This window comes from Shewanella halotolerans (genome assembly GCF_019457535.1).
Lineage (GTDB): Bacteria > Pseudomonadota > Gammaproteobacteria > Enterobacterales > Shewanellaceae > Shewanella > Shewanella halotolerans.
In genome coordinates, this window is the sequence record NZ_CP080417.1 from 3009457 (window position 1) to 3032956 (window position 23500).

At 49.4% G+C, this 23500-nt stretch carries 20 protein-coding genes; 3 read left to right on the forward strand and 17 right to left on the reverse strand.

Annotated features, from left to right (window positions below):
- Nucleotides 1-151: 151 nt before the first annotated feature.
- The 3 genes from K0H81_RS13055 to rfaH all read right to left on the reverse strand — a co-directional run bounded on the left by K0H81_RS13055 (nt 152) and on the right by rfaH (nt 5408).
- Complete coding sequence (locus K0H81_RS13055; protein ID WP_220058602.1) at nt 152-1126, reverse strand: Wzz/FepE/Etk N-terminal domain-containing protein; 975 nt, start codon at nt 1124-1126, stop codon at nt 152-154.
- Between the two features lie 85 nt (nt 1127-1211).
- Nucleotides 1212-3947, reverse strand: coding sequence for an SLBB domain-containing protein (locus K0H81_RS13060; protein ID WP_220058603.1), 2736 nt, complete (start codon nt 3945-3947; stop codon nt 1212-1214).
- A 933-nt stretch (nt 3948-4880) separates the two neighbouring features.
- Nucleotides 4881-5408, reverse strand: a complete 528-nt coding sequence (gene rfaH / locus K0H81_RS13065) for a transcription/translation regulatory transformer protein RfaH (protein WP_220058604.1) — start codon at nt 5406-5408, stop codon at nt 4881-4883.
- Nucleotides 5409-5985: 577 nt separating this feature from the next.
- Between rfaH and K0H81_RS13070 the strand changes: the two genes are divergently transcribed.
- Nucleotides 5986-7455: a peptide MFS transporter gene (locus tag K0H81_RS13070; RefSeq protein ID WP_220058605.1), complete on the forward strand. Its 1470-nt coding sequence runs from the start codon at nt 5986-5988 to the stop codon at nt 7453-7455.
- Nucleotides 7456-7560: 105 nt separating this feature from the next.
- On the opposite strand, the gene K0H81_RS13075 is transcribed toward K0H81_RS13070, so the two are convergent.
- Nucleotides 7561-8664 (reverse strand): response regulator, encoded by a 1104-nt coding sequence (locus K0H81_RS13075; RefSeq protein WP_220058606.1) that lies wholly within the window; start codon nt 8662-8664, stop codon nt 7561-7563.
- A gap of 130 nt (nt 8665-8794) precedes the next feature.
- A complete protein-coding gene (locus tag K0H81_RS13080) occupies nt 8795-9526 on the reverse strand; it encodes an MlaA family lipoprotein (RefSeq protein ID WP_223294805.1) in 732 nt (243 codons plus the stop codon).
- 238 nt (nt 9527-9764) lie between these two features.
- Between K0H81_RS13080 and K0H81_RS13085 the strand changes: the two genes are divergently transcribed.
- A complete protein-coding gene (locus K0H81_RS13085) occupies nt 9765-11948 on the forward strand; it encodes a hypothetical protein (RefSeq protein ID WP_220058607.1) in 2184 nt (727 codons plus the stop codon).
- Entirely contained in the window at nt 11948-12304 is a 357-nt protein-coding gene (locus tag K0H81_RS13090; protein ID WP_220058608.1) for an EscU/YscU/HrcU family type III secretion system export apparatus switch protein, read from the forward strand. Before K0H81_RS13085 ends, K0H81_RS13090 begins: the two co-directional genes overlap by 1 nt.
- Before the next feature lie 43 nt (nt 12305-12347).
- On the opposite strand, the gene K0H81_RS13095 is transcribed toward K0H81_RS13090, so the two are convergent.
- From K0H81_RS13095 to flhF, 12 genes are all read right to left on the reverse strand, one after another.
- A complete protein-coding gene (locus K0H81_RS13095; protein WP_186300667.1) occupies nt 12348-12752 on the reverse strand; it encodes a DUF2802 domain-containing protein in 405 nt (134 codons plus the stop codon).
- A gap of 134 nt (nt 12753-12886) precedes the next feature.
- The gene (locus tag K0H81_RS13100) at nt 12887-13381 is read right to left on the reverse strand and encodes a chemotaxis protein CheW (protein WP_011865192.1); all 495 of its coding nucleotides are present in this window, start codon (nt 13379-13381) and stop codon (nt 12887-12889) included.
- 7 nt (nt 13382-13388) lie between these two features.
- Nucleotides 13389-14390: a chemotaxis protein CheW gene (locus K0H81_RS13105; RefSeq protein WP_220058609.1), complete on the reverse strand. Its 1002-nt coding sequence runs from the start codon at nt 14388-14390 to the stop codon at nt 13389-13391.
- Nucleotides 14374-15165: a ParA family protein gene (locus tag K0H81_RS13110; RefSeq protein ID WP_144204014.1), complete on the reverse strand. Its 792-nt coding sequence runs from the start codon at nt 15163-15165 to the stop codon at nt 14374-14376. Before K0H81_RS13110 ends, K0H81_RS13105 begins: the two co-directional genes overlap by 17 nt.
- A 46-nt stretch (nt 15166-15211) precedes the next feature.
- Nucleotides 15212-15835: a hypothetical protein gene (locus K0H81_RS13115; protein WP_220058610.1), complete on the reverse strand. Its 624-nt coding sequence runs from the start codon at nt 15833-15835 to the stop codon at nt 15212-15214.
- Nucleotides 15828-16940 (reverse strand): protein-glutamate methylesterase/protein-glutamine glutaminase, encoded by a 1113-nt coding sequence (locus tag K0H81_RS13120; protein ID WP_220058611.1) that lies wholly within the window; start codon nt 16938-16940, stop codon nt 15828-15830. The genes K0H81_RS13115 and K0H81_RS13120 overlap by 8 nt, the downstream gene beginning before the upstream one ends.
- A gap of 93 nt (nt 16941-17033) precedes the next feature.
- Nucleotides 17034-19274: a chemotaxis protein CheA gene (locus K0H81_RS13125; protein WP_220058612.1), complete on the reverse strand. Its 2241-nt coding sequence runs from the start codon at nt 19272-19274 to the stop codon at nt 17034-17036.
- A gap of 15 nt (nt 19275-19289) precedes the next feature.
- Nucleotides 19290-20027: a protein phosphatase CheZ gene (locus K0H81_RS13130; RefSeq protein WP_220058613.1), complete on the reverse strand. Its 738-nt coding sequence runs from the start codon at nt 20025-20027 to the stop codon at nt 19290-19292.
- Nucleotides 20028-20040: 13 nt separating this feature from the next.
- Nucleotides 20041-20424, reverse strand: a complete 384-nt coding sequence (gene cheY, locus K0H81_RS13135) for a chemotaxis response regulator CheY (RefSeq protein WP_011865185.1) — start codon at nt 20422-20424, stop codon at nt 20041-20043.
- A 42-nt stretch (nt 20425-20466) separates the two neighbouring features.
- On the reverse strand, nt 20467-21186 hold the full coding sequence (locus tag K0H81_RS13140) for an RNA polymerase sigma factor FliA (RefSeq protein WP_011865184.1): 720 nt from the start codon (nt 21184-21186) through the stop codon (nt 20467-20469).
- Nucleotides 21179-22060: a MinD/ParA family protein gene (locus K0H81_RS13145; RefSeq protein ID WP_041406542.1), complete on the reverse strand. Its 882-nt coding sequence runs from the start codon at nt 22058-22060 to the stop codon at nt 21179-21181. The genes K0H81_RS13140 and K0H81_RS13145 overlap by 8 nt, the downstream gene beginning before the upstream one ends.
- 4 nt (nt 22061-22064) lie before the next feature.
- Nucleotides 22065-23492 carry a flagellar biosynthesis GTPase FlhF gene (gene flhF / locus K0H81_RS13150; RefSeq protein WP_220058614.1) on the reverse strand — a complete coding sequence of 476 codons (1428 nt, stop codon included), beginning with the start codon at nt 23490-23492 and terminating at the stop codon, nt 22065-22067.
- Nucleotides 23493-23500 lie beyond the last annotated feature (8 nt).

Sequence of the window (23500 nt, forward strand, 5' to 3'; positions counted from 1 at the left end):
TCTCAGCCTTTTAAACCCAGCTAAGACTTAACCCCAGCTAAGACACTTTTTATCCATTTTGGACAATCGAATCTCCGTTATCCCTTGAAGAGCCTAGGTTTTACGGGATTTTAAAATTTTTTCCCAGTAGGCCCTACAAAAAATTTTTGTTCTAACTTTCTTTTCTTACAAAATACCTTATCAAAACCAGCACTACAGCTAACATACCGCCTAGCATTGTGCCTAATATACATATTAGCGCTCTTTTTGGCTTAGCCTTTTCTTCGGGTACTAGTGCGGGATCGATAGTTTTAAATACGTACTCATCACGCACTTCTGCAAACATGATGGTTTTAGCTTGCTCTTCAATCAATTTGTATAAAATAGTGCGAATATCAGCAACATTAGTTTGTGCAATTTGCTTGTTTAAAAAGTCACTACTTCGATTAGCCTCTGCGACATCACGCTCTTTCATGACTTTGTTGATATCTTCAACTAGCCAATTAACCCATTGTTGAGCTATCGCTGGCGACAAATGCTCAACAGATATGGTTACCATACCTGTATCCTTTGCAGAATTGATGCTAACTATCTTACTAAACTCTTTGTAGGCTTCCTGCATCGATGGCTCAGGCTTAAAAGGCGCTTCAACTTCTCTCACCCATTTTTGTGATGCTGCATCATATAGCTTAGCGTCATATACAATGCTGTTATCGCCCATGTTCCAATTTTCAGCGGCCATCAAATCAGGTAAAAGATTGTGTTTTTTAATGAAATCACTCGCAAACTGGCGTGATTTCATCACCTCAATGGCCATCTGAGTCTTATCAACGCCACCGCCGCTACCTAAGTTAATACCAGCCATACTCGCTAAGCCGCCAAACTGAGAAGCTAAAGCACTCAAACCGCCGCCTTGCTCCTCACTTGCAGGAGCTAAAAGCGCTTCAGATTTATAGATATTGGGCTGCACAATGGCAAAAATAACCGAGCCAATAGCAAATACGGCTGTAATAGCAATAATTAGCCACTTGCCTTGCCAGATGACTGAAAACAATTCTCTAAGGTCTATTTCATCATTAGCTTGTTGTACTTGAGCGCGCATATCGGAAAATTGGGCATCGCCGTAGTTTTTTATCTCGGTGGACATAGAATTTGTGTCTCTGAGTCTCATTATCCTAAGAAGAAACAAAGCACTTCGATAACTAAGCTCATCAAAGTGCTCATATTAAAGTCTATAACTTGGCTATAGTGGCCAATGCAACGGCGCTGTTATAAATAATGCCGGTAACCTGGGTCCAGAGTGTGAGGTTATCTTTATACTCTGTATCCAGCGGTACAATAATAGTGTCACCAGGATTGAGCTCAGTATTACTGCTAAACCACATTGAACGATTTGGCAGGAGCACTGAACCATTTGCCTTAATAATGTAGGTTCTATCTTCATCGGCGCGCTCTCTGGCGCCACCAGACATCTCAAGATACTGATCTAACGTTAAGCCTTCTTTAAACCTATGAGTTGCGGCATGCTGCACCTCACCCATTACCGCAATCGTCTGCTTAACTGATGGCACATAGAGAATATCTTGATCTTCAAGCTGAATATCAGCTTGTTCGATACCAATTGATATAGCAGACAAATCAACAACCAAACGGCCTACCGCCTTGATGTTTTCAAGGTCAGTGAGCATCATTTTAGCATCGCTATAATTCACCACATTGCCATCTTTGGAAACGCCGCGAGTAGCAATATCACGGCGCAATTGATCGGCAAGCTTCTTAATTTCAAGCTGCTCTTGTTGACGTACTGACTCACGAACAAACACCGAGGATGGTAAATAGGCATACTGAGTAAAACCACCCGCACGGTCGATCACATCGGCAAGTGTTTCGCCACGGCGAATGTTATACATGCCTGGGAATTTTACCTCACCGCGAATCTCGACTGCCTTATTTTCCTGCCAATCTGGCGTTGTCATTACCGTCAAGATGTCTCTGGAACTTAACGCCACATTGGCACTATCAATACCTGCCAATGCGTCATCTAAATTAACACTTGAATGGTTAACGCTAGACTCTTCGCTTCCAATTACCGTGGTGGTCAATTCTGCTCGAGCTGTATACGCGCCTTCAACTAATCCACCAGCTGCAATAACTAAGTCTTTAACCTTAGCCCCTTGAGAAAGAGGATACACACCAGGATGACGTACCTTACCGCTTATGGCGACGACTTGCGTGCCTTTATCTGAGTTACCTTGAGCAGCTAGCTGTGCAACGACTGGATAGAGCAGCTCGCTGCGATTCATAGCACCACTGAGCTTAATCAGTTCCTTATCCTCAAATAAGTTAGCCAACATCTTGTTGACTTCACCCTTAACGAGCTGCTCTTTATCATCAGGCGCTTCTTTAGCTACAACGACACCACCGATTTGAGTACGCTCAGAAAGTTGCATCTTATCTAGCTGAGAGAAGCCAGCCTTAAACAGATCATTACCCACAAGGCTATCACCGGTAAGTGAGGTCACCTTTTTAACTCTCTGTTTAACCAACTTATTTAATTCATAACGATTTTGAGTATCATCGCTATAGTTAAATAGCATGACCTTATCGCGTGGTGCTAATAACAAATCTTGCGTGACATCTTTCTCGGCGATAGCGCGGCTAGGAGAGAATTGCAGTACCTTAACCTTTCCGTAGCGATTCACCTCTCTCACAATGATCGCATAATTGAGATCGGCTGAAATTGAAAGGTCGCCCCAAAGTGATGGCAGAAGATCACTAACTTTTTGGCCATCAAACCATTGATATTTTCCTGGTCTAACAACCGCGCCAACTACGGTAATGGCATCTTCAAACTGACCAGAGGCATTTTTAACACGTATGAAATCACCCGCTTGCGCCTTTGTTAATTTACCTTTCGCAGACGTTAAATCTACATTCACGATACTGCGAAGGCCATTACTGTTATATCGCTCTATACTGCTACTCTTAGGATAAGCGCCAGGCTTTACCCCTGCGGCCATAGCTACAATATCGGCAACTGTCTCATTACGTTTCAACTCATAGATTGCAGGGCGACGCACTTCGCCAGTAATACTTACGAGTCCACCTACTGGGGGAATAAACACTACATCGCCAGAGCGCAAACGAATGTCACCTGACGCATCACCTCGCATCAAGAGATCGTACAGATCCATGCTACCGACTAGCTTGCCATTACGCTTAACTTGAATGTTACGAAGTGAACCAATCTCATTCACCCCGCCGGCGACAAACAACGCCTGGGTGATAGTAGACAGACTCGAGACGGTATAAGAACCTGGCTTATAGGCATCACCGGCGATAAAGATACGAATAGAGCGTAGCTCACCCATGGTGATGTTCGACTCAATCCCTATCATCTGCTGAGAAATACGGTGACTCAGAGACTCTCTAAGCTCGGCAAAACTTAAACCCGCTACCGAGATAGGACCGAGTTCGGGGAATTGAATGCTCCCCTCTCGATTAATCACCAGGTCATATTCTTTATTCTCTTTGCCAAAGAGCTGTACCTTAATTCTGTCGCCAGGGCCAACCAAATACTCACTTGGAACAGGAACATCGGAGACAGGGGCAAAAGTGGTAGGTTCACCTTGAAAAAGCTCGTAGCCAAAACGTGCTAGCTGCTTCTTCTGTTCATCCTGTGAGAAATTAAGCTCATTAGCCGCATCGCGGGAATGATCGACCACTTCATTAGTTGCACGAGGCTGGACAACCTGCGGACTATTGAGGTTTTGCTGTGAGGCACTCGCACCGCCAAGCATCGCAGGATCGATTCCATACTGGCGGGCAAGTCTTTGCTGCTCGGAAGCTGGCAGATTTTTAAACTGCTCTATCATTTGCGGCGAAGGCGTGATCGCCTGCACCTGGGTCCCCACCAAAAACAGTGCGGCAACCGCTGTTATAATGACTTTTTTGGTTCGTTGTAACACCGATAATCTCCATTGATAAAGGCAAGGTCTAAATAAAACTTTCCGGCTTAAGCAGATAAAATCTAAGCCAATTACTGACATTCGGACACGGTACCGCCCAACGTGGCGGCGATCTGACTCAGTACATCCTGTACTTCGCTCTTCGAGCCAGCTAAAGCTGTTAATGCTTGTTCCTGACAATCATTTTCGGCAATCACTTAACAAAGACTATCTCAAAATGCTTAGTGTTCATTCGATGCCCTGCGGGCACGCTACCGATCCGCGTGGCGGCGACCTGACTCAGTACATCCTATACTTCACTCTTCGAGCCAGCTAAAGCTGTTAACGATTGTTCCTGACAATCATTTTCGGCTTCCACTAAAAGACTGAAACTGTTCTGTCTTTTGCCTTTCAGGCACGCTACCGATCCGCGTGGCGGCCAGAGGCCTTCAGCTATCGCTTAACGAATGAAACTTTTCATTCGATACCCTGCGGGCACGCTACCGCCCATAGGTTCCGGCTCCCAACATGCCCTTCGCCACGCGAAATCTAACTTTTAAATCACTCTTTACTAAAATACTTTGGTTAAGATGCCCTACAAAATGACACATTAAACAAAGTACTTTTGCGCTATCTTGAAGAAAAGCGTTTCATTGTACTGGAACAAAATGACAATTACTGCTCATATACTCGTCAATCGTTTAATACAATCGAATGCCGTGAGCACAATCAGCTTAAAATCACTCAATACAGGCCTTCAACGACCAAAATCTGTTACCGAATAACCAAAACACCAACAAAACGTGAAGATTAATCTAACAACGAATCGCGCGTTATAGCAGATCTCTTACAAAGATTAGCGCCAACGACCTACTTCTTATCCCTTATAAACGTCTACGTATTGCTTCAAAGTGCTATTTGAACAATCAGAGGTTACCCAATCGGCTACCTTTCTCAAATGCCCTTGATACTGGCCCTCGAGACCGACACCCTCTTTTGCTGGCCCATGATCTCAAAAAGAATGTGACAGCGCTTATCGCCACTCTGCTCTTCAAAGATCCCTTCAAGCTCCTTAAATGGCCCTTCAACAAACTTCACCTTATCGCCGACAGACAACCTAGGCTCAGCGTTGCCACTCAACAAATCATCACTCGGTAATTGCAGCGCATTAAGCAACTTGGCCTCACGCATCTTAATGGAATGCACTATGGCATCGTCGATCGCCGTCATCTCTTCTCGGCAACCTATGATTCGAGACACGCCTCGTGTCGAGTGAATCTTACTTACGCTGATCTCTAGCGGATCGAAATAGATAAACAGGTAACAGGGAAATAACGGCTGGCGCTTTACGCTAGTCTTACCGGACTTAGTGATCTGTTGAGGGAGAGTGGGCAGGTAGGTCTCTATCTGTTGCAATGCAAGATTTTGCTGCGCGCGTGTCTCGCTGCGAGGTTTGCAATACACAAGATACCAAGACTTCATAATTTCCTTAAGAACCTAGTTTTATCGTTAGCTAACACTTAATAACCGCTATGACAGAAACCACTGCGGACTTACTTTCACAATTGCTGTGTTTTGCAAGACGCTCAGAATAACGCGCAACGCAAAGATAACGAGATAATTCAGGTGACATCCAATTCACGGCCGAAATCATAGCAAATACTCTAGGTCAAAGAAAAGAGCGTTTTTCCTCTATTTTTCCCACCCACTTTGTTACCTCAGGTCAAATCTTTCTGCTAAGCGCAACAGACCATAAACAATCATGCCCTAGCCCCTCCAACCAGTGATGATTTGTTGGTCAGTTAACCCAGGTAAATTGACTTTTAGGCGATGAAAAGGGTATATAAGATGGGTTTGATAAAATTTAATACCCTAAATATTAAAATATAATAAATTCTCGCAACAAGCTTAGAACGCAACAAGACAGATTAGATAACATTTTCATTAAGTTAGACTAATCGAGCGTCTCTATCCAACAAGCGAGCTATATTAGCAACAACCATTTTTCTACATAGTTTTTGTTATGTAGGCAATCACAAGCTGAAGGTGGAAGACTTACATGAGTGCAGCAAAACCCCAAGGTACGATGCTCGGCCATCCTAAGGGACTGTTCCTGTTGTTTACAACTGAGTTATGGGAACGTTTCAGTTACTATGCGATGCGAGCCATCCTGGTACTTTATCTCGTCGATGCAGTACAATCCCAAGGTGGTCACGGTCTAGGTTGGACCCAAGCCGATGCCCTAAATCTTTACGGTACATTCACAGGTCTTGTTTACCTAACTCCCCTCATCGGTGGCTGGCTCGCCGATACATTCCTAGGTCAACGTAAAGCCATCATGATAGGTGGCGCCCTGATGGCCGCTGGTCAATTTATTCTTGGTACCCCGCATGCTTGGGTACAAGGCATGGAAACTGAAGTCTTCTATATTGGTCTGGGCGTCCTAATCTTAGGTAACGGCCTATTCAAGCCAAATATCTCTACTATGGTGGGTGACCTCTATGAAGAAGGCGATCACCGCCGTGACGGTGCATTCACCATCTTCTACATGGGTATTAACGTAGGTGCCTTCCTATCGGGCATCATAGTTGGTTCGGTCGTGGCTTACTTCGATGGTAACTTCCAAGCAGGCTTCATCTGTGCCGGTATTGGTATGATCCTCTCGCTGATCATCCAGTTCCTGTTCGCTCAAAAGCTGCTTGGCGATATCGGTCGTGTACCAGCCGCCCAACTTGAAAAGCAGAGAGCAGCAGAAAAAGGTGAAGTGCGCAAAGAGCCACTAACCAAAGTTGAGCGTGATCGCATCAAAGTGATCATGGTCATGGGTCTATTTACTATTATCTTCTGGGCTGGCTTCGAGCAAGCCGGTGGCCTAATGAACCTCTTCACCAACGACTTCACCGATCGTATGATTGGCAGCTGGGAAGTCCCAACTACTTGGTTCCAATCACTGAACGCTATGTTCATCGTTATCTTCGCCCCTGTAGTTGCCTCTATCTGGGTTCGCCTGGGTGACAGAGAACCAAACTCTCCGGTCAAATTTGCGCTAGGCTTGGTACTGCTTGCAACAGGCTTCCTGTTCATGATCGGTGCAGTACTTGAGATGGGCGGCGACGCTAATGCTAAATCAAGCATGTGGTGGTTGGTAGGTGCTTATTTCTTCCACACCATGGGTGAACTGTGCCTCTCTCCAATCGGCCTGTCTATGGTCACCAAGCTGGCTCCACTACGTATCGCATCACTCATGATGGGGGCATGGTTCCTGTTTGTTGCCGCGGCTAACAAGATTGGCGGTATTATCGGTTCATTCATCGGCCATGGTGGTGCAAAAGAGGAGCAGCTAGCCAACGCTATGTCTATCTTCGCCGGTATCGCTATCACGGCCGCACTGTCAGGCGTTATCCTCTACTTCATGGCGGACAAACTGGTTGACTGGATGCATGGCGCCGAAGACAGCCACCACACAGAAGAAGAAGCCTTAGAAGAAGAGATTGCTATCACTGCCGAGCATGAAGCAATTAAGCGCTAATGGCTTATCGCTAGATAACTAGACTTTAGTTCCATAAAAAACGCCACTCAATGTGGCGTTTTTTGTTTTTAGACTTGGTGAAAATAGAAGAATTTCGAGGAATAACTAGAAGCTCATCTGCACATAGCCACCAGGGGCAACCTCAGGGCTATAGCTCAAACCGACAAACTCATCATTGAGTAACATCTCCCTATGCTCGGTATTACTAGAAACCACACACAGGCTCTCTCCCGGCATTAAGTTTCGAAATTGAGTGCTGGGCTGGCCCCACTCTAAAATCCCCAACTGCAGGGCGTCAGGCATCGCAAGCGGCATCAAGCCTTCCTCATTGCGAATATAACACCTCAATCCCTTACCCGCTTGGGCGATTGAAGCGCGGTAATGGGTCAGTTCAACCACGGCGTAAACGATATCCACATAGATATCCAAGCCCGACTTACTCATCCGCTCATTGAGGTAACTCAACATATTAAAGGGCTCGATGATGGTTTCGGTATTGTCATTGCGAAACCGTTTCAACTTCTGGTTGACGAAACTCTTAAGCAGTACGCTGGCAAAAGCGCAGCGATTATCTTGAGGATGAAAATGCGCCATATACATGATGAGGTAACTTTCGCCCACATTGACGCTATCGATAAAGTACGCGCTCACCTCGTCATGCTTGAAAAGGCTATAGTCAATCTTAGCTTTGGGATAATCGATGACAGAAGGAGGAAACAGCTGCTGTTGCACGCTCTTAGCTGCCTCGGCGTTCTGCTCCAGCAAGTTAAGGTGCTCTTCCAACTCTTGATAGGATAATTCGTCAAGATCTTCCAGATGCACATCTTGCTGACTGCTGCCGCCCACACATTGGCGGATCGCATTTTCGATAAGACAGAGATCGTTAACCGGCTTAACCAAATAATCACTTGCGCCCACTCTGAGCGCCTCGACCACATCGGCCATCACCTGGTTGCCAGAAATGACAATTGAGAGGGTATCTGGCTTGCGCTTTATCATCTGTTTGAGCATATCCAGCCCACCCAGGATAGGCATGCTGAGATCCGCCAGCACGATATCGAAATCGTGCTGACTAAACCGCTCTAACCCCTGCTGACCATCATCGGCCTCGATAACGGTCGCACCACGATTGGTCAAGAAGGCGGCCACAATACTGCGAAATACCGGGTCGTCTTCCACTAACAGTATCACTAGATCTTCTAACGCCATTTAGCTTCCCCAGGCTTGCACTCTGGCTAAGCCGCAAAATCTAGTACATCCATATACGCCTAGATAAGCAACATCTTATCGCTAGTTCCTTCGCCTATTATGAAACAATGGGTTATGCGGGACACTGATGTTAATCAAGCTCTGTCATGTATTCGTCGAGCAATTCGTCATCATCAGTCGACACGGGTATGTCGCCATCATAAACTTTATAGTCAAGATGCTGAAAATACGCTTCCTTAACAAAAGTGTAGGGGTCAAGTGCATTATCGACAAGTCTTTCTTGGTCAATTGCCGATGCGCGCCTGTGTAGGTTTTTCAGCCCCCACTTGGCCAAGGATTGCCACATGGTCAGCTCAGACAGCGGAAAATAGAGACCATCCACCCAATCCGAGGCCAACTCGCGAGTCACATAGGGGCCTAAAAACGGCGCCATAAAGTAGGGGCCGTTAGGCACACCGTAGTAGCCTAACACCTCATTAAACTCGTCCTGTTTACGCTGTAAGCCCATCATGTCGGCAACATCGATGACCCCCAACAAACCTATAGTGGTGTTAATGGTAAACCGTCCGCCGGCATTGGCCGCCCAACCCCACTTGCCCTGCAGGGCGTTATTCACCATAGAGCTGGGTTCTTCGAAGTTGAGGACAAAGTTATTAACACCAGTTTTCACCGGCCTAGGCAAGATATCATTGTAGCCATGTGCCACGGGGCGATAGAAATATTTGTCGAGAAACTGATAGTTGAAATCCCACATGGCGCGGTTAAAGCCCTCCAGGGGATCGCGCTCATCGTTATAGATAATGGTGACTTCTGCTGTGGTGCTATCCGTTGCACGCTCATCGCTTGTGTCTGTCTGTGCCATCGCCTGGGCACCAACCAATAGCAGACTCAACGCAATCCATTTACACTTCATATAAATTAGTTTCCTAATTAGTATTCACACGGCTAAAGTCACCAGCTATTGTTGACGATAAAGTGTTAATACTAGACTACACAGTTTGGTTTTCCTTTTCAGATCGCTAAGGATACTCAGCTAAAGCGATAGGTCAAATTGAATTTTGTAATAAGACATTCATGGAGCATCAATTTGAGGTTAACAATTGAGTAATTCGCGTATCGACATGCCCTCCCCAGCGGTATCTGGCGGTGAGCTTCTCAATCAAGCTAACAAGAGCCTCCAGCCCAAAAATATTCCGGTTGAGGTAGCATCGACGCCTCAGGGCGATAAACTCAGGCTCAATCATCGCGAGCTAGCGATCACCTATCAAGACAGTAAAGATCAGCAAAGCCTAAAACAAGATGCCGTTCGTCTTACAGTATTGACCCAATTGAGCGCCGCCGCGAATTCAAGCTCCATGTTAAGTGCTACCGTGCAGGCCCATGGAGAAGCTATCGCCCTCCCCTTACCCAAAGGACTGGTTGCCTATATCAATGCCAACCAGATAAGCCTGGCCCAGCTTACTAACTTCGCCAATCGCCCACAGGGCTACCCCTTAGGTGAGGTGCAAATAACCGCAAACCAGCTGTTTTTTGACGATCAACAGCTGGTTAGATTACCTAGCCCACCCATCGCTGATGGCCAGTACCTAGCCAAGATCACCATGGATAATGGACAGTTAACCCTGACTCTCACACCCAAATTGGCTGAGGTTAATCTGCTGCTGACGCCAATGGGTAAAGAGGCGCTGTTGAGCAATACCAACTCCCCCGCACTCTATCTGTCACCCCAGACATCACAGGCTCTTATCAGCAAACCCGAGTTAGCCAGCGCTTACCATCAGCTCATCAATAGCTTAGCAAAGACCTCGTTAACGCCAGAATCGTTAAATGGGCTTATCAGAGAGTTAACCACACCAAAGGGCTTCGGAGAGCCCTTACCTGCTCTCATGCCAAGCAAGGCATCGGCAATGGCTAGACCGACAAATCTAGTAGCGACAAACTTAACATCAGCAAATCTAGCCCCAGCAAACCTAGTTGCAGCAAACAGAGCGGTATCTAATCAGCAGATTAGCCAGATACCGCTTCAAGCAGCCCAAAACAATGACTTGGCAGCCGCGGCTATCAATTCTCTGAATGGTAAATCACTAACTTCAGCGCTAGGTTCGGTGACTACAACTGGGTTAAAAAATGCCCAGGCTCAGTTGCTAAAAGATATTGCCCAAATGAATCAGAGCCAACTCTTTCAGAGGGTCAGCACCATGGTTACAGGACTTAGGCTCGATGCTAGCGCTCAGCTTATCCGCCATGCCATGCTCCAATCCATATCCCAAGCCACATCAGGTGAACAAGGAAACGCAAAGGCTAGCAGCCAGTTGCCATCTAGCCCTGCCGCGCTCGCTCAGCTTGCCGCCTTAGGGAAGCAGGAAGGACAAATATCGCCAAGGGGCATAGCACCGCAATCAGCAGATATGAGCCAAACAACACAATCGGCAGCATTAAACGCTAAAGGGCTCAATTCCAAGGAGCTAAATCATAGAGGGCTGAATCTCGCGCTCGGTCAACTCGCAGATAAAGCCATGCCGACAGGTAAAGGCGCGCAGGGTAAAAACTTGCTGCAGTTGATGCAACAGCTTCTGCCACTCGCCTTCCCCAAGCCACTTACCCAGTTAGCGAGTCCTAGCTCATTGAAACAGGAGCTTATCGATAGCTTTGCCGGCATCGCTGCGCCGGCAACGCCAGTATCTAGTCTTGCCAGCATCACCAGCCATGCCGGCACCATAGGGGTACTGTTTCAGCTGCTCCTTGGCAGACAGGTGAAATCCCAGGCCGGCGGTAAGGCCTCAAGCCCCTTACAAGCCCTGCAACAGTTTGCGTCCGGTAGTCAGCTACTCGGCCTGATCGAAAAAAGCGGCGGTCTCGAATCACTTGGCAAGCTAGTATCCAACCTCTCCCTCTATCAGCAGGCAAGCAGCGATACGGCTCAGTCAACGAACTGGTACTTTACCCTACCCTATATGATAGAGCACAGGCACGAGGAGCTTGAGGGACACTTTAGCCAGGAAGAGCAGGAGAAAAACGCATCGCCCCACTGGCGGCTGCAGCTTAAGTTTAATCTGAGTCAAGCGGGACTATTGATCAACGCAGATGTCAAAGATGGGCGGCTGAATCTGGGCTTCACATCAGAAGATCAAAATCTGCTCAATAATATCGAACAAAGACTCATGGGTCTGGAACAGAAGATCCAGGCAATCGGCTTAACCCCAAACAAGATCCGCACCCAAGTCTCTAAGGTACCCGCCTCCTTACTATCGGGCGAGCACTATTTGGTAAAAATTAAGGCCTAATGATGAGCACATACGACGATAAACCAGATGACTTACAAGGTGGTTCAGACAACAAACCACACAGACCCACCCAGGCCGCGGCACTGCGCTATGACGGAAAGTCGGCCCCGCAAATCACCGCCAAGGGGGAAGATTTAGTCGCCGAGGAGATCATCGCCCTCGCCAAGGAGGCTGGCATCTATATTCATCAAGATGCCAACTTGAGTAACTTTCTGCAAAAACTCGAGATAGGTGAAGAGATCCCCAAGGAGCTATATTTGCTCATCGCCGAACTGATCGCCTTCGTCTATATGCTGGACGGTAAGTTTCCTGAGCGCTGGGACAATATGCACAATAGGATCATGCAAGAGGTGTGATGTTCAAATGTATTAGTTCAAAGCATTAGTTTTAAATAGAGTGCTATCGCCCCTTACCGTGAAGGCGCAGTAACAGTTCGGCCTCGGCCTTAGGCAGCTCACACTCCTTAACCAGCTCATCGATATCGGCGCCGAGTTCGACCATCTTCATCGCTCGGGTATAGAGCCTTGCCTGAGGTTCATCTGCTACTGTCTCATCGATGCGTGCCTCCTGCTTGGTCACCCGCTTTTCCAGCTCGAGCATGCGACGCCCAACACCTATGGTGCCCGATCTCAGCTCCTGTAGCTCCTGCTTAACCGCCTCGCGTTGCCTATCGTTCTCTTTAACCAGCAGCGTCAGGGCATCAATCTTAGCTCTGAGCTTATTGGTTTGTTTTTGCTGATACAGCACCAGTGCGAGACAGGCAACCACATATAGTAACGCCGCGATTAAGATCTCATCGCCTATCATAAATGCCAACTCCATTAACCTTCATATCTACGCTCGACCTTTTACAACACGAAAAAAGCCATCGAACGAGGCGACGGCTTTTTATCGTCAATGGCTATATCGTCAATGCACTATCGTCGACGGCTAAGCCCTTAAAGCTGAGCCAACTCCATCCACTCTTCATCAGAGAGTAACTTATCGAGATCCACCAGAATGAGTAACTCATTATCACGATTGCTCACGCCTTGAATGAACTTGGCACTCTCTTCCGTGCCCACATTCGGCGCGTTATCTATCTCTGAACCACGCAGATAGACCACTTCGGCGACACTGTCGACAAGAATACCAATCACTTGCTTCTCGGCTTCGATGATCACAATACGGGTAGAGTCATCCACCTCGGCAGAAGGTAAACCAAAACGAGAGCGGGTATCGATAACGGTGACCACGTTACCGCGCAGGTTAATGATCCCCAGCACATAATGAGGCGCCCCTGGTACAGGCGCGATCTCGGTGTAACGCAACACCTCTTGCACCTGCATCACATTGATACCATAGGTTTCATTATCTAAACGGAAGGTTACCCACTGCAACACTTCATCATCTTTACCTGCGGCAACTGCCGCGACGTTTTTTGCATCTGCCATATCAACCTCAGCCAATAGAGTCCTGACTACCTAAACCCAAATTTAATAACTCAATCAGTGCCTGCACATGTAAAATGCCGCACATCTGTTCTTTTACGACGCCAGCCAGCCAAGGACGTTTACCCGCTTTGGTACGCCAATTAACTTCTGACTTTAAAATTCTGACGGAATTCACCAAAGACTCACAGGCCAGCCCCCAATTACTGTCCTCTAAGAGTACAATATATTGGTAATCAACGGATTGCGCCAGTTTATCGTCATATTTTTCCGGCATCACCCAGGCACCCGAATCGACAACATTGAGTTGCGAATCCCTGTGGGTTTGAACCCCAAGATACCAGGCCGGTCGCCCCATAATGTGATTGATCCGCTCCACCTTAACGATACCGCCAAGGCTTACCAAGGGCACGGCCAATGTGAGTCCCGCAACCTTGAAAAACAGCACCTGAAATTCATCGTCGAGCTGCTCGACTAGCGCCTCTGTCACCCCTGGTGGTGTCGCGCCAGTTTGCGTCTGCAGCGCCGCGGCCAGATCGACCTTTTCGGTTACAATTTCCTCTTGCTTAATACTAGCCGAAGTTTCTAATTTTTCTTCGATTTTTTGCTTAACTTGCGACTCAGATTTGGTTTGAACCGATACAGCTTGCGTCATCGTTTCGACGCTTGCAGGTTTGGTATCGAGCGTTTTGAGCTCAATCTTGCTTGCTATTTGAGTATCTGTATTAGTTTCTGTCTGAGTAGCAATCTCACTCACTGGCGCCAGCAATTGCTCGAGCGCGAGCTTATTGAGCGGTGTCGGCGTAGCCTGAGTGACCACAGGGCGCGGTTTAGACTGTTCGCTAAGAGGCTGACGTTTTACTGCAGGTGTATGGCCACTCATTTGACCATTTTGTGCTATCGCCTGCTCGCGCTTCGCTTCAGGCTTGTCGGCCGTGACGCTCTCTTCTCCGGGCTCGGAGAGCAGCAAGGAAAAATAATTAAAGACAGCTTCGTCAACCGAGTTTGACATGCGCAAACTCCTTGGTCAGCAGGTGGTCGAGCAATCTCTCATAGGCCTTAACACCGCGTGAATGGCTGGCGTAGTGCGAGGCTGGCAGGTGCGCCAGGCTGGCATCACGAAACTTGGTATCCACCGGGATAACATCTGGCCAGAGCACATCGCCATACTCTTCCCCCAGCTGTTGCAGGGCGGCAGGTGAGGCCTTGGTGCGTCTGTCGTACATGGTCGGAACGATTGTATAGCTGTAGGTGGTGCTCTTAGAGCGACCCATGAGCGTCATGGTCTTGACCATGCGATCTAGCCCCTTGATCGCCAGGAACTCTGTCTGCACAGGAATAATGATATGTTCACTGGCCGCGAGGGCGTTAACCATCAACACCCCCAATACCGGCGGGCAATCGATAAGGGCGACGTCGTATTGGTCGGCAACTAAGGCAAGCAGGCGTTTAAGGATCAAGCCCATCCCTTCCTGATGGCCGAGCGAGCGATCCAGCGTTGCCAGCGCCATGGTGGCCGGCAAGAGATCTATCCCTTCCACCTTAGTGGGGACAATATGGGCAAGCACCTGATCTTTACTCAAGTTCTTGTGTTTCAGAAACAGATCATAGAGCGAGGCGGGCACCTCTTCAGAATCTATGCCCAGGTAGTAGCCCAAAGACGCGTGGGGGTCTGTGTCTATCATCAAGACTCGTTTGCCCCGCTTTGCCATGGCGCCAGCCAGGCTCGCCACTGTGGTCGTCTTACCCACGCCCCCTTTTTGATTTGCTATGGTCCAGATCTTCAAGTAAAACCCCTTAAATCCTCGAGCGTATCGCCATCAGGTTATCGTTTTAATTATCTTCGCGAGTCGTGACTCGAATGCCGCCATGGGGCAGGCTTATTACTTTAACACCATCTTTATCTTCTGACAGCTTAACCGGCTGCGATGGCGTTTGACCATCCTGTGTCGCCTTATCTGTGGCGCTGGCCACCTTTTGCTCGCGCTGGTTCTCGCTTTGATGCTCACTCGGGCTCAGCGCTTCAGCTTCCATCGCAGGCAACAAGGGCGTTAGCTTAGTCTGCTCCTGCTGTTCATCACGATTAGCTGTCTGTTCATTGAGGCTATCGGTTCGTTGACTAAGACTGTCTGTAAGGCTAACTGCCTCTTGCCTTGCGATCGCCTCAGGCACCTCTGGGCCAATCTCGACTCTTACTTGGCTGCCAGGCTCAGCCTGCTTGATGATAGACTGAGTAAACTCTGGATTATTCTCCATCCAATCGGCCAAGGCCTTCGCCTGCTCGTCTGGCACCATCAGCAGCACCTGACTCTTCTCAAGCTGAACAATTTTTTCCTCAAGCAAGCCATTCTTATGCCTCTGGTCGAGATAGAGTGATCCGGTCACCAGACAGCAAACTAACAAGAGAAAAAACAGCAACAGCACAGTGGTGCTGAGGCCTTGTCGCTGCCTAGCCACGTCCGCTCTCGCGAATGATGGCCTCGGCCATATCATCGAGCGCTATCGACTGACTGGAGATCCCGGCGGCGGTTACCGCCTGTGGCATGCCGTAAACGACGCAGCTGGCCTCATCTTGAGCCCAGATAGTCGCCCCGACATTCTTAAGCATCCTGGCCCCTTCGCGACCATCGGCGCCCATGCCTGTCAATATCACGGCCAGGGTCTCGCCGCCACTGAGCTTTGAGGCCGAGGCAAAGGTAATGTCGACACAGGGCTTGTAGTTCATGTCGGCGCTACCGGCCACTATCTTGATTCGACCATAGGTGCCGCCGCGCTCTAACATCATCTGCATGCCACCGGGTGCCAGGTAGGCGCAGCCTGCCCTGAGCTGATCGCCATTTTGCGCCTCCTTCACCTCGATGGCGCACAGACCATTTAAGCGTGCGGCGAAAGCGGGCGTAAAGGCCGCCGGCATATGCTGGATAAGCAGAATAGGATGAGGATAGTTCGCTGGCAACTTGGTCAATATCCGCTGCAGCGCAACAGGCCCACCGGTTGAGGTGCCGATCAGCAAAAGCTTATATTTCTTACCACTGGCGCGGGTAACAGGCGCGCTCGGACGCGTCGCTGGACGCTGCGCCATCTCTCTTGTCGGCGCTGTCGTAGAAGCAGAGGTTGTCGCTGGCTTTGGCGGCACACTTCGAGGCAGTATGGGACGGAATACGCGGCGACGGCCCAGCGCCTTGATGCGCTGCTGCAACAGAGCGATCGCCTCATCCTTGTTGGTGGCAATATCTTCAAATCGTTTAGGAAGAAAATCTAACGCACCCGCTTCCAGGGCATCCAGGGTTGCCTTGGCGCCATCGTGGGTAAGAGATGAGAACATCAAGATGGGGGTCGGACACTTCGCCATGATCTCACGCACGGCGCTGATGCCGTCCATCACTGGCATCTCGATATCCATGGTGATCACTTGTGGCTTTAACTGCTGCGCCAACTTGACCGCCTCGGCGCCATTAGACGCCGTGCCTATGACCTCTAACTCCGCATCCTTGGTGACAATCTCACTGACTCGGCGACGAAAAAAGCTTGAATCATCGACAACTAATACTTTTATGGCCATTCAAATTCCTATCTACAACAGGATCCTTGCCGAAACAAAGCGTGACGCCTCTGGGCATCACGCTGATCCTATAGCTCACTGTGCCGCTAACTGTTATTTCTTGTTCTTGGCGTAATGTTTCAATAAGCCGGGCACATCTAATATCAATGCGATGCCACCGTCAGAGGTAATAGTCGCGCCAGCCATTCCTGGGGTGCCGTGTAACAAGGTGCCCAGAGGCTTGATCACTACCTCTTCTTGACCGATCAAGGAGTCAACCACGAAGCCTATCTGCATGGTACCCAGCTGCACTATCACCACGTGGCCGTGCTGCTTGTCGCCATGCTTAAAGCTCACCGCCTTACGACTCAGCCAATGCTCGAGATAGAAGAGTGGCACCGCCTTTTCCCTCACTATGACGGTCAGCTGGCCATCGACAACATTTGTCTTTGTCAGATCCAGGTGGAAGATCTCGCTAACGCTCGACAGCGGCAGGGCAAATACCTGCTGAGCCACTTCCACCATCAGGGTCGGCATAATCGCCAGGGTGAGTGGCACCTTAATCTCCAGGCAAGTCCCCTTACCTTTCAAGGAATCGATATGCACGGTACCGTTTAACTGAGTGATACGCGTCTTCACCACATCCATGCCGACGCCGCGGCCTGAGATATCGGAGATCTCCACCTTGGTAGAGAAGCCTGGGGCGAAGATAAGGTTATAGGCCTCTTCATCAGACATGCGCGCTGCGGCATCCTCATCGAGCACGCCGCGCTTGATGGCGATCTGCTTGAGCTTATCTGGGTCCATCCCCGCGCCATCATCTTCAATCTTGAGCAAGATATGGTCACCTTCCTGACTGGCAGAAAGGGTAATAGTCCCGGTACGCGACTTGCCATTAGCTTCACGCTCGTCGGGCATCTCGATACCATGGTCAACCGAGTTACGCACCAAGTGAACCAAAGGATCTGCAAGGGCTTCAACCAGGTTCTTATCCAGATCTGTATCTTCACCTATCATGCGAAGATCGATCTCTTTATTCAGGCTGCGCGCTAAATCACGTACTACACGAGGGAAGCGGCCAAACACCTTCTTGATCGGCTGCATGCGCGTCTTCATCACCGCGCCCTGCAGATCGGCGGTCACCAGATCCAGGTTCGCCAGCGCCTTAGACATATCCTCATCATCACGGGAGATCCCTAAGCTAAGCAGGCGGTTACGCACCAATACCAGCTCACCGACCATGTTCATGATCTGATCCAGGCGCGCGGTATCGACGCGCACTGTGGTTTCCGCCTGAGGCATATTGGTCGCTGGCGCCTTGGCCGCGGCCTTCTCTTTCACCACAGGCTTAGGAGCTGGCGCCTCCACGGGTTGCGACTTAACGCTGCTTGGCGCCGGGGTGGCGACTTTATTCGGCGCAGGAACTGCTGGCGCCTTAGCGGCAGGGGCTACTGGTGTGCTTGTCTCACTGCCAGGGCCGGCACCGGCGCCATGCAGTTCATCGAGCAGCTTTTCAAATTCATCGTCGGTGATCTCATCGGCATCCACCGGCGGCGAGGTCGGCTCAGGCACCTTGGCAATAGGGGCCGAAGGGGCCTGGAATTTACCCGAGCCATGCAGTTCATCGAGCAGCGACTCGAACTCATCGTCTGTGATGTCGTCGCTATCGCTCGCCTGAATCGGCGCCGCACCGGCAGGCGCTGTACTTGATGGGCCCTTACCACTGCCGTGAAGGGCATCGAGGAGGGCTTCGAATTCAGATTCATCGATCTCATCGATATCGCCTTCTCCGGCGATAGAGGTCACGGGCGTATCGCTTACCGGCTCGTCGAACAGTTCGACACCGTCATCAAGCGGCATATCAAACAGCTCGATACCGTTGTCTGCTGGTGTTTCAACAGCCTGTTCAACCGGCGTTTCGGCAACGGCTTCGTCTGACGCCCCGCCCTGTTCTGATGGCAATAAGCCACCAGAGCTCAATAATTTAAGGTTAGCTAACAGGCCTTCATCGGCAGGGCTTTGCTCGACACCCGCCTGGGTCTCGGCAAACATAGAGTTGATGGTGTCGACGGCTTGGAGAATGATATCCATCAGCTCGGCAGAAACGCTGCGCTTACCCGTACGTAACAGGTCAAAGGTGTTTTCCGCTTCGTGACAAACATCCACCATGGGGGTCAGGCTCAGGAAGCCGGCGCCGCCTTTAACGGTATGGAATCCACGGAAGATGGCATTGAGTAGTTCGGTGTCGTCGGGGTTATTCTCTAACGCCACCAGCTGTTCAGAGAGAAGCTCAAGGATCTCGCCCGCTTCAATCAAAAAGTCCTGCAGTATCTCTTCATCAACATCAAAGGACATTCATATGACTCCTACTTAGAAACCTAGACTCGACAGCAAGTCATCGACTTCATCTTGCCCTGTCACGACATCATCACGCTGATCAGCGTTCATAATAGGACCTTCAGCTTCGACACACTTCTCAGATGCACGGGGCTTATCCGTGACGGGCTGCTCGCCAAATACGGTCAACATAGAGACCAGATTACTCTCAACTTCTCGCACCAGCTCGATCACCCGGCGGATCATCTGTCCGGTCAGATCTTGGAAGTCCTGGGCCAGTAGTATGTTGTTGAGTAACTCTTTCAAACGATTGGAATCGGATTCGCTGCGTTCGATAAACTGCTGAACATCATGGCAAAGCGCCTTAAATTCGTGCAGCTGAATATCTCGACGCATCAGGCGATCCCAGGAAGGCTTAACGGCCTGTACGTTCATGGTAAGGGCATCTGCAAGAGGCAGAGACTCTTCGACGGCGTCCATGGTTTTGTTGGCGGCCTGTTCCGTCATGTCGATGACGTAATTGAGGCGCTCTTTGGCATCGGGAATTTCGCTATTAGCCAGCTCCACGAGGCGACCGTCCACCTGAAAGTCCACTATGGCACTGTGAAGCTGACGGGTTAGGCGACCCACCTCGTCAAACAGCTCTTTCTGAATCGGGCTGGCGATATCGCGAATTAGCTCATCGGCCATCTCTTGTTGACCTGCCTCTAGCAGATCAACGAGTTGCTTGGCCTGTGCTAGATTGATCAGCCCTGAAGTTTCTGCCTGCATAGCTCAACCTTGATTAACCGAGTCGTTCGAAAATTTTGTCTAACTTCTCTTTCAATGTCGCCGCAGTAAAAGGTTTCACCACATAGCCATTCACACCGGCCTGCGCCGCTGCAATGATCTGTTCCCTTTTCGCTTCCGCAGTCACCATCAACACAGGAATGTGCTTCAGGTTGTCATCAGCACGAATAGCCTTTAACAGGTCGATCCCCTGCATGCCAGGCATATTCCAATCGGTCACGACAAAGTCAAAATCGCCTTTTTGCAACATAGGCAAGGCTGTCGAACCGTCATCTGCTTCCTGAGTGTTATTAAAACCCAAGTCTCTCAACAAGTTCTTGATGATGCGTCTCATTGTTGAGAAGTCGTCAACAACGAGAATCTTCATATTCTTGTCCAAGGTTTCCTCCGCGGAGCTGTTTTTATATTGCTCATGTAATCGTTATATTTTGGTCCAATGCTTGAGTTTAGCTTTGAGTCTGAGCATCGCCTGGCTGTGTATCTGGCTTACCCGGGATTCGCTGACATCAAGTACGGCACCGATCTCTTTTAAATTTAATGCTTCGTCATAATATAACGACAAAACTAATCCATCTCTTTCTGGCAGTAATTTAATCGCCTCGACGAGGGCCTCGTGGAACTGTGTCTCTGCCAGTGACTCAAATGCGTCGTCCTGATGATCGTCTTCCTGTCTTACTACATCGACCGATACACCAAGATCTTCAATTCCAACTACTTTCCCGACAGAAACATCATTAAGAATATGATGGTACTCATCGAGCGTCATATCAAGTCGATCCGCAATTTCATTGTCTTTTGCGTCACGTCCAAGTTCTTGTTCTAGCTCGTCAATCACCTGGGCTATGCGTCGCTGATTACGGTGAACCGACCTGGGCACCCAGTCTCCTCGCCTAATTTCGTCGAGCATAGAGCCGCGAATTCGGATACCGGCGAAGGTTTCAAACTTGGCGCCCTTGCTGCCATCGAACTTGGCCGAGGCTTCAAGCAGGCCCATCATACCTGCTTGTAACAGATCATCCAATTGCACCGAGGCGGGTAGACGAGCGAGTAAATGGTGAGCAATCCTTTTTACCAACGGTGCATACTGTTCGACAATAGAAGCTTTGTTATCTAAACAAGTATACGCAGCGGCTTTACTCACTCGTACGATCCTCTTGATATTCGGGACGTTGAACCAATCGCTCTACAAAGAACTCCAGGTGTCCGCCCGGTTGTTGTGGCACTGGCCAGCTAATAATCTTATTCGCCAGGCCATGGTAAGCAATTGACGCCGGCGACTTAGGAAATGCCTCGACGATCAACTTTTGTTTACGAACTGATTTGCGAAGGTTTTCATCGAAGGGGATAGTCGCAACCAGCTCCAGGGCCACGTCGAGAAAACGGTCGGTTACCTTGCTAAGTTTAGCAAACAACTCCATCCCTTCTCGTAAACTTCTGACCATATTTGCCACAATCTTAAATCTGAATACGCCATGCTCACGACTTAGAATCTTAATCAAAGCATAGGCATCGGTAATAGAGGTCGGCTCATCACACACAACAACCAACACATCTTGAGAAGCGCGAGAGAAGCTGAGCACCATGTCTGAGATGCCTGCCGCGGTATCGACCACCAGAATATCAAACTGGGTCTTCATCTCGCTGAAGGCACGGATCAGGCCCGCATGCTGGGCCGGTGTCAGCTCGACCATGGCCTGGGTGCCTGAGGTGGCAGGAATAATACCAATTCCCTTAGGACCGCGTACGATAATATCGTCAAGGTCGGCGTCACCCGATAAAACGTGGGAGAGATTGCGCTCGGCTCTGAGGCCCAACATGACATCGACGTTGGCCAGGCCCAAGTCGGCATCGAGCACAAGCACACGCTTGCCCTTCTCGGCTAGGGAGACGGCGGTATTGATCGACACGCTGGTTTTACCTACGCCACCCTTACCACCGGTTACGGCAATTACTTTTACTTTTTCGTTATATGGTTGATTCATCATACGTAAACCGCTTGCTTGATCCCGACTCATTATATTACTCAAATGCGTAGGCCTGTTCATATGACCTTTCGTTATTCTGTATTGGTTGCACTTTCTTTTCGAGTACCGACAGGGCCTTGTTGGCTAAGGCTAAGGTGTCGGCCACTTGCATATCTTCTGGCACTCTCTGTCCATCGGTGACATAACTCAAAGGTAATCCACTTTGAATCAACACACTCAACGCCGGTGCCAAGGCCACTGACTCATCTAATTTGGTCAAAATTGCGCCGGATAATGGAATCCGGGTAAACTGTGCGACGGCATCTTCAAGCACTCTTCTTTGACTTGTAGATGACAGTACCAGATAACTGCGAATAGGTAATCTGCTATTTGCAGTTAAATTATCAAGTTGCTGGAACAATCTCACATCTCTCTGTCCCATGCCCGCCGTATCTATCAATACTAGCTTGCGATTGCGGAACTGATAAAGAATTTGTTCCAACTCATTGAGATCATGAGCTTGCTTGACCGGGCACCCCATTATTTTGCCATAGGTTGCCAGCTGCTCATAGGCTCCAATGCGATAATGATCGGTTGTAATGAGTGCAACTTGATCTGAACCATGCTGTGCGGCGAATCGAGCGGCTAATTTTGCGACACTCGTCGTCTTACCCACACCGGTTGGGCCGACAAAGGCGACCACACCGCCCTGACGAACGATGTCGTCCCCTTGGTTGTCGAGCATATTTGCCAAGCTGCGTGGTAAGGCCTTCACCAGATCCGCCGGCACATAATGCTCACTAAGAGCCGATAACTTGGCGGCAACCTCAGGACTAAACTCGGCGTCCAGCAAGCGACTCTCTAGCATGGCGCCGACTGGGTCCAGACGACTCTTCTGCTCGGTCAGCAGTGAGGTCACTTGATGTGTCAGTAGGTTGCGAAGTGATGCCAGCTCCTCGCGCATAGACTCGAGTTCGCTGCCGGTCGGCGCGCTCTTATCGCGCTTTGCACGGTTAAAATTCTGGCTCTCATGTGTATTGGCATGGGAGTTAGCCTGCATGCTGCCATGCATATTAGGCGCTGCCATCTCATCGCTTGGCGCCTTCAATCCCTGGGCCCAGGCAGGCATCTCGAGTGCTTCATTCGATTGGCTTAGCTGCTGACTGACGCGATTTTGTTGACGCTCGAGCAGAGCCTGCAGCGAATCGGCCACGGGTGATGGCTGTTTTTTTGACTCTGTCTTGATGGGCTGGCGACCGATAGAGACCTTCTCCTCGGCCAGATCGAGAAAGCTGGGTGACAAAGGCGCGGCATCATTTTTCGCCACGCTCGGCTTAGGCTCATCGTAGTCTACCGCGGCGACGATCTCGATACCGCCGGTAACTTTCTTGTTCGACATGATCACCGCATCCGAACCTAATGTCTCTTTCACCTGGGCCAATGCAGAGCGCATATCTTTTGCCAAAAAACGTTTTATTTTCACTTAAATAC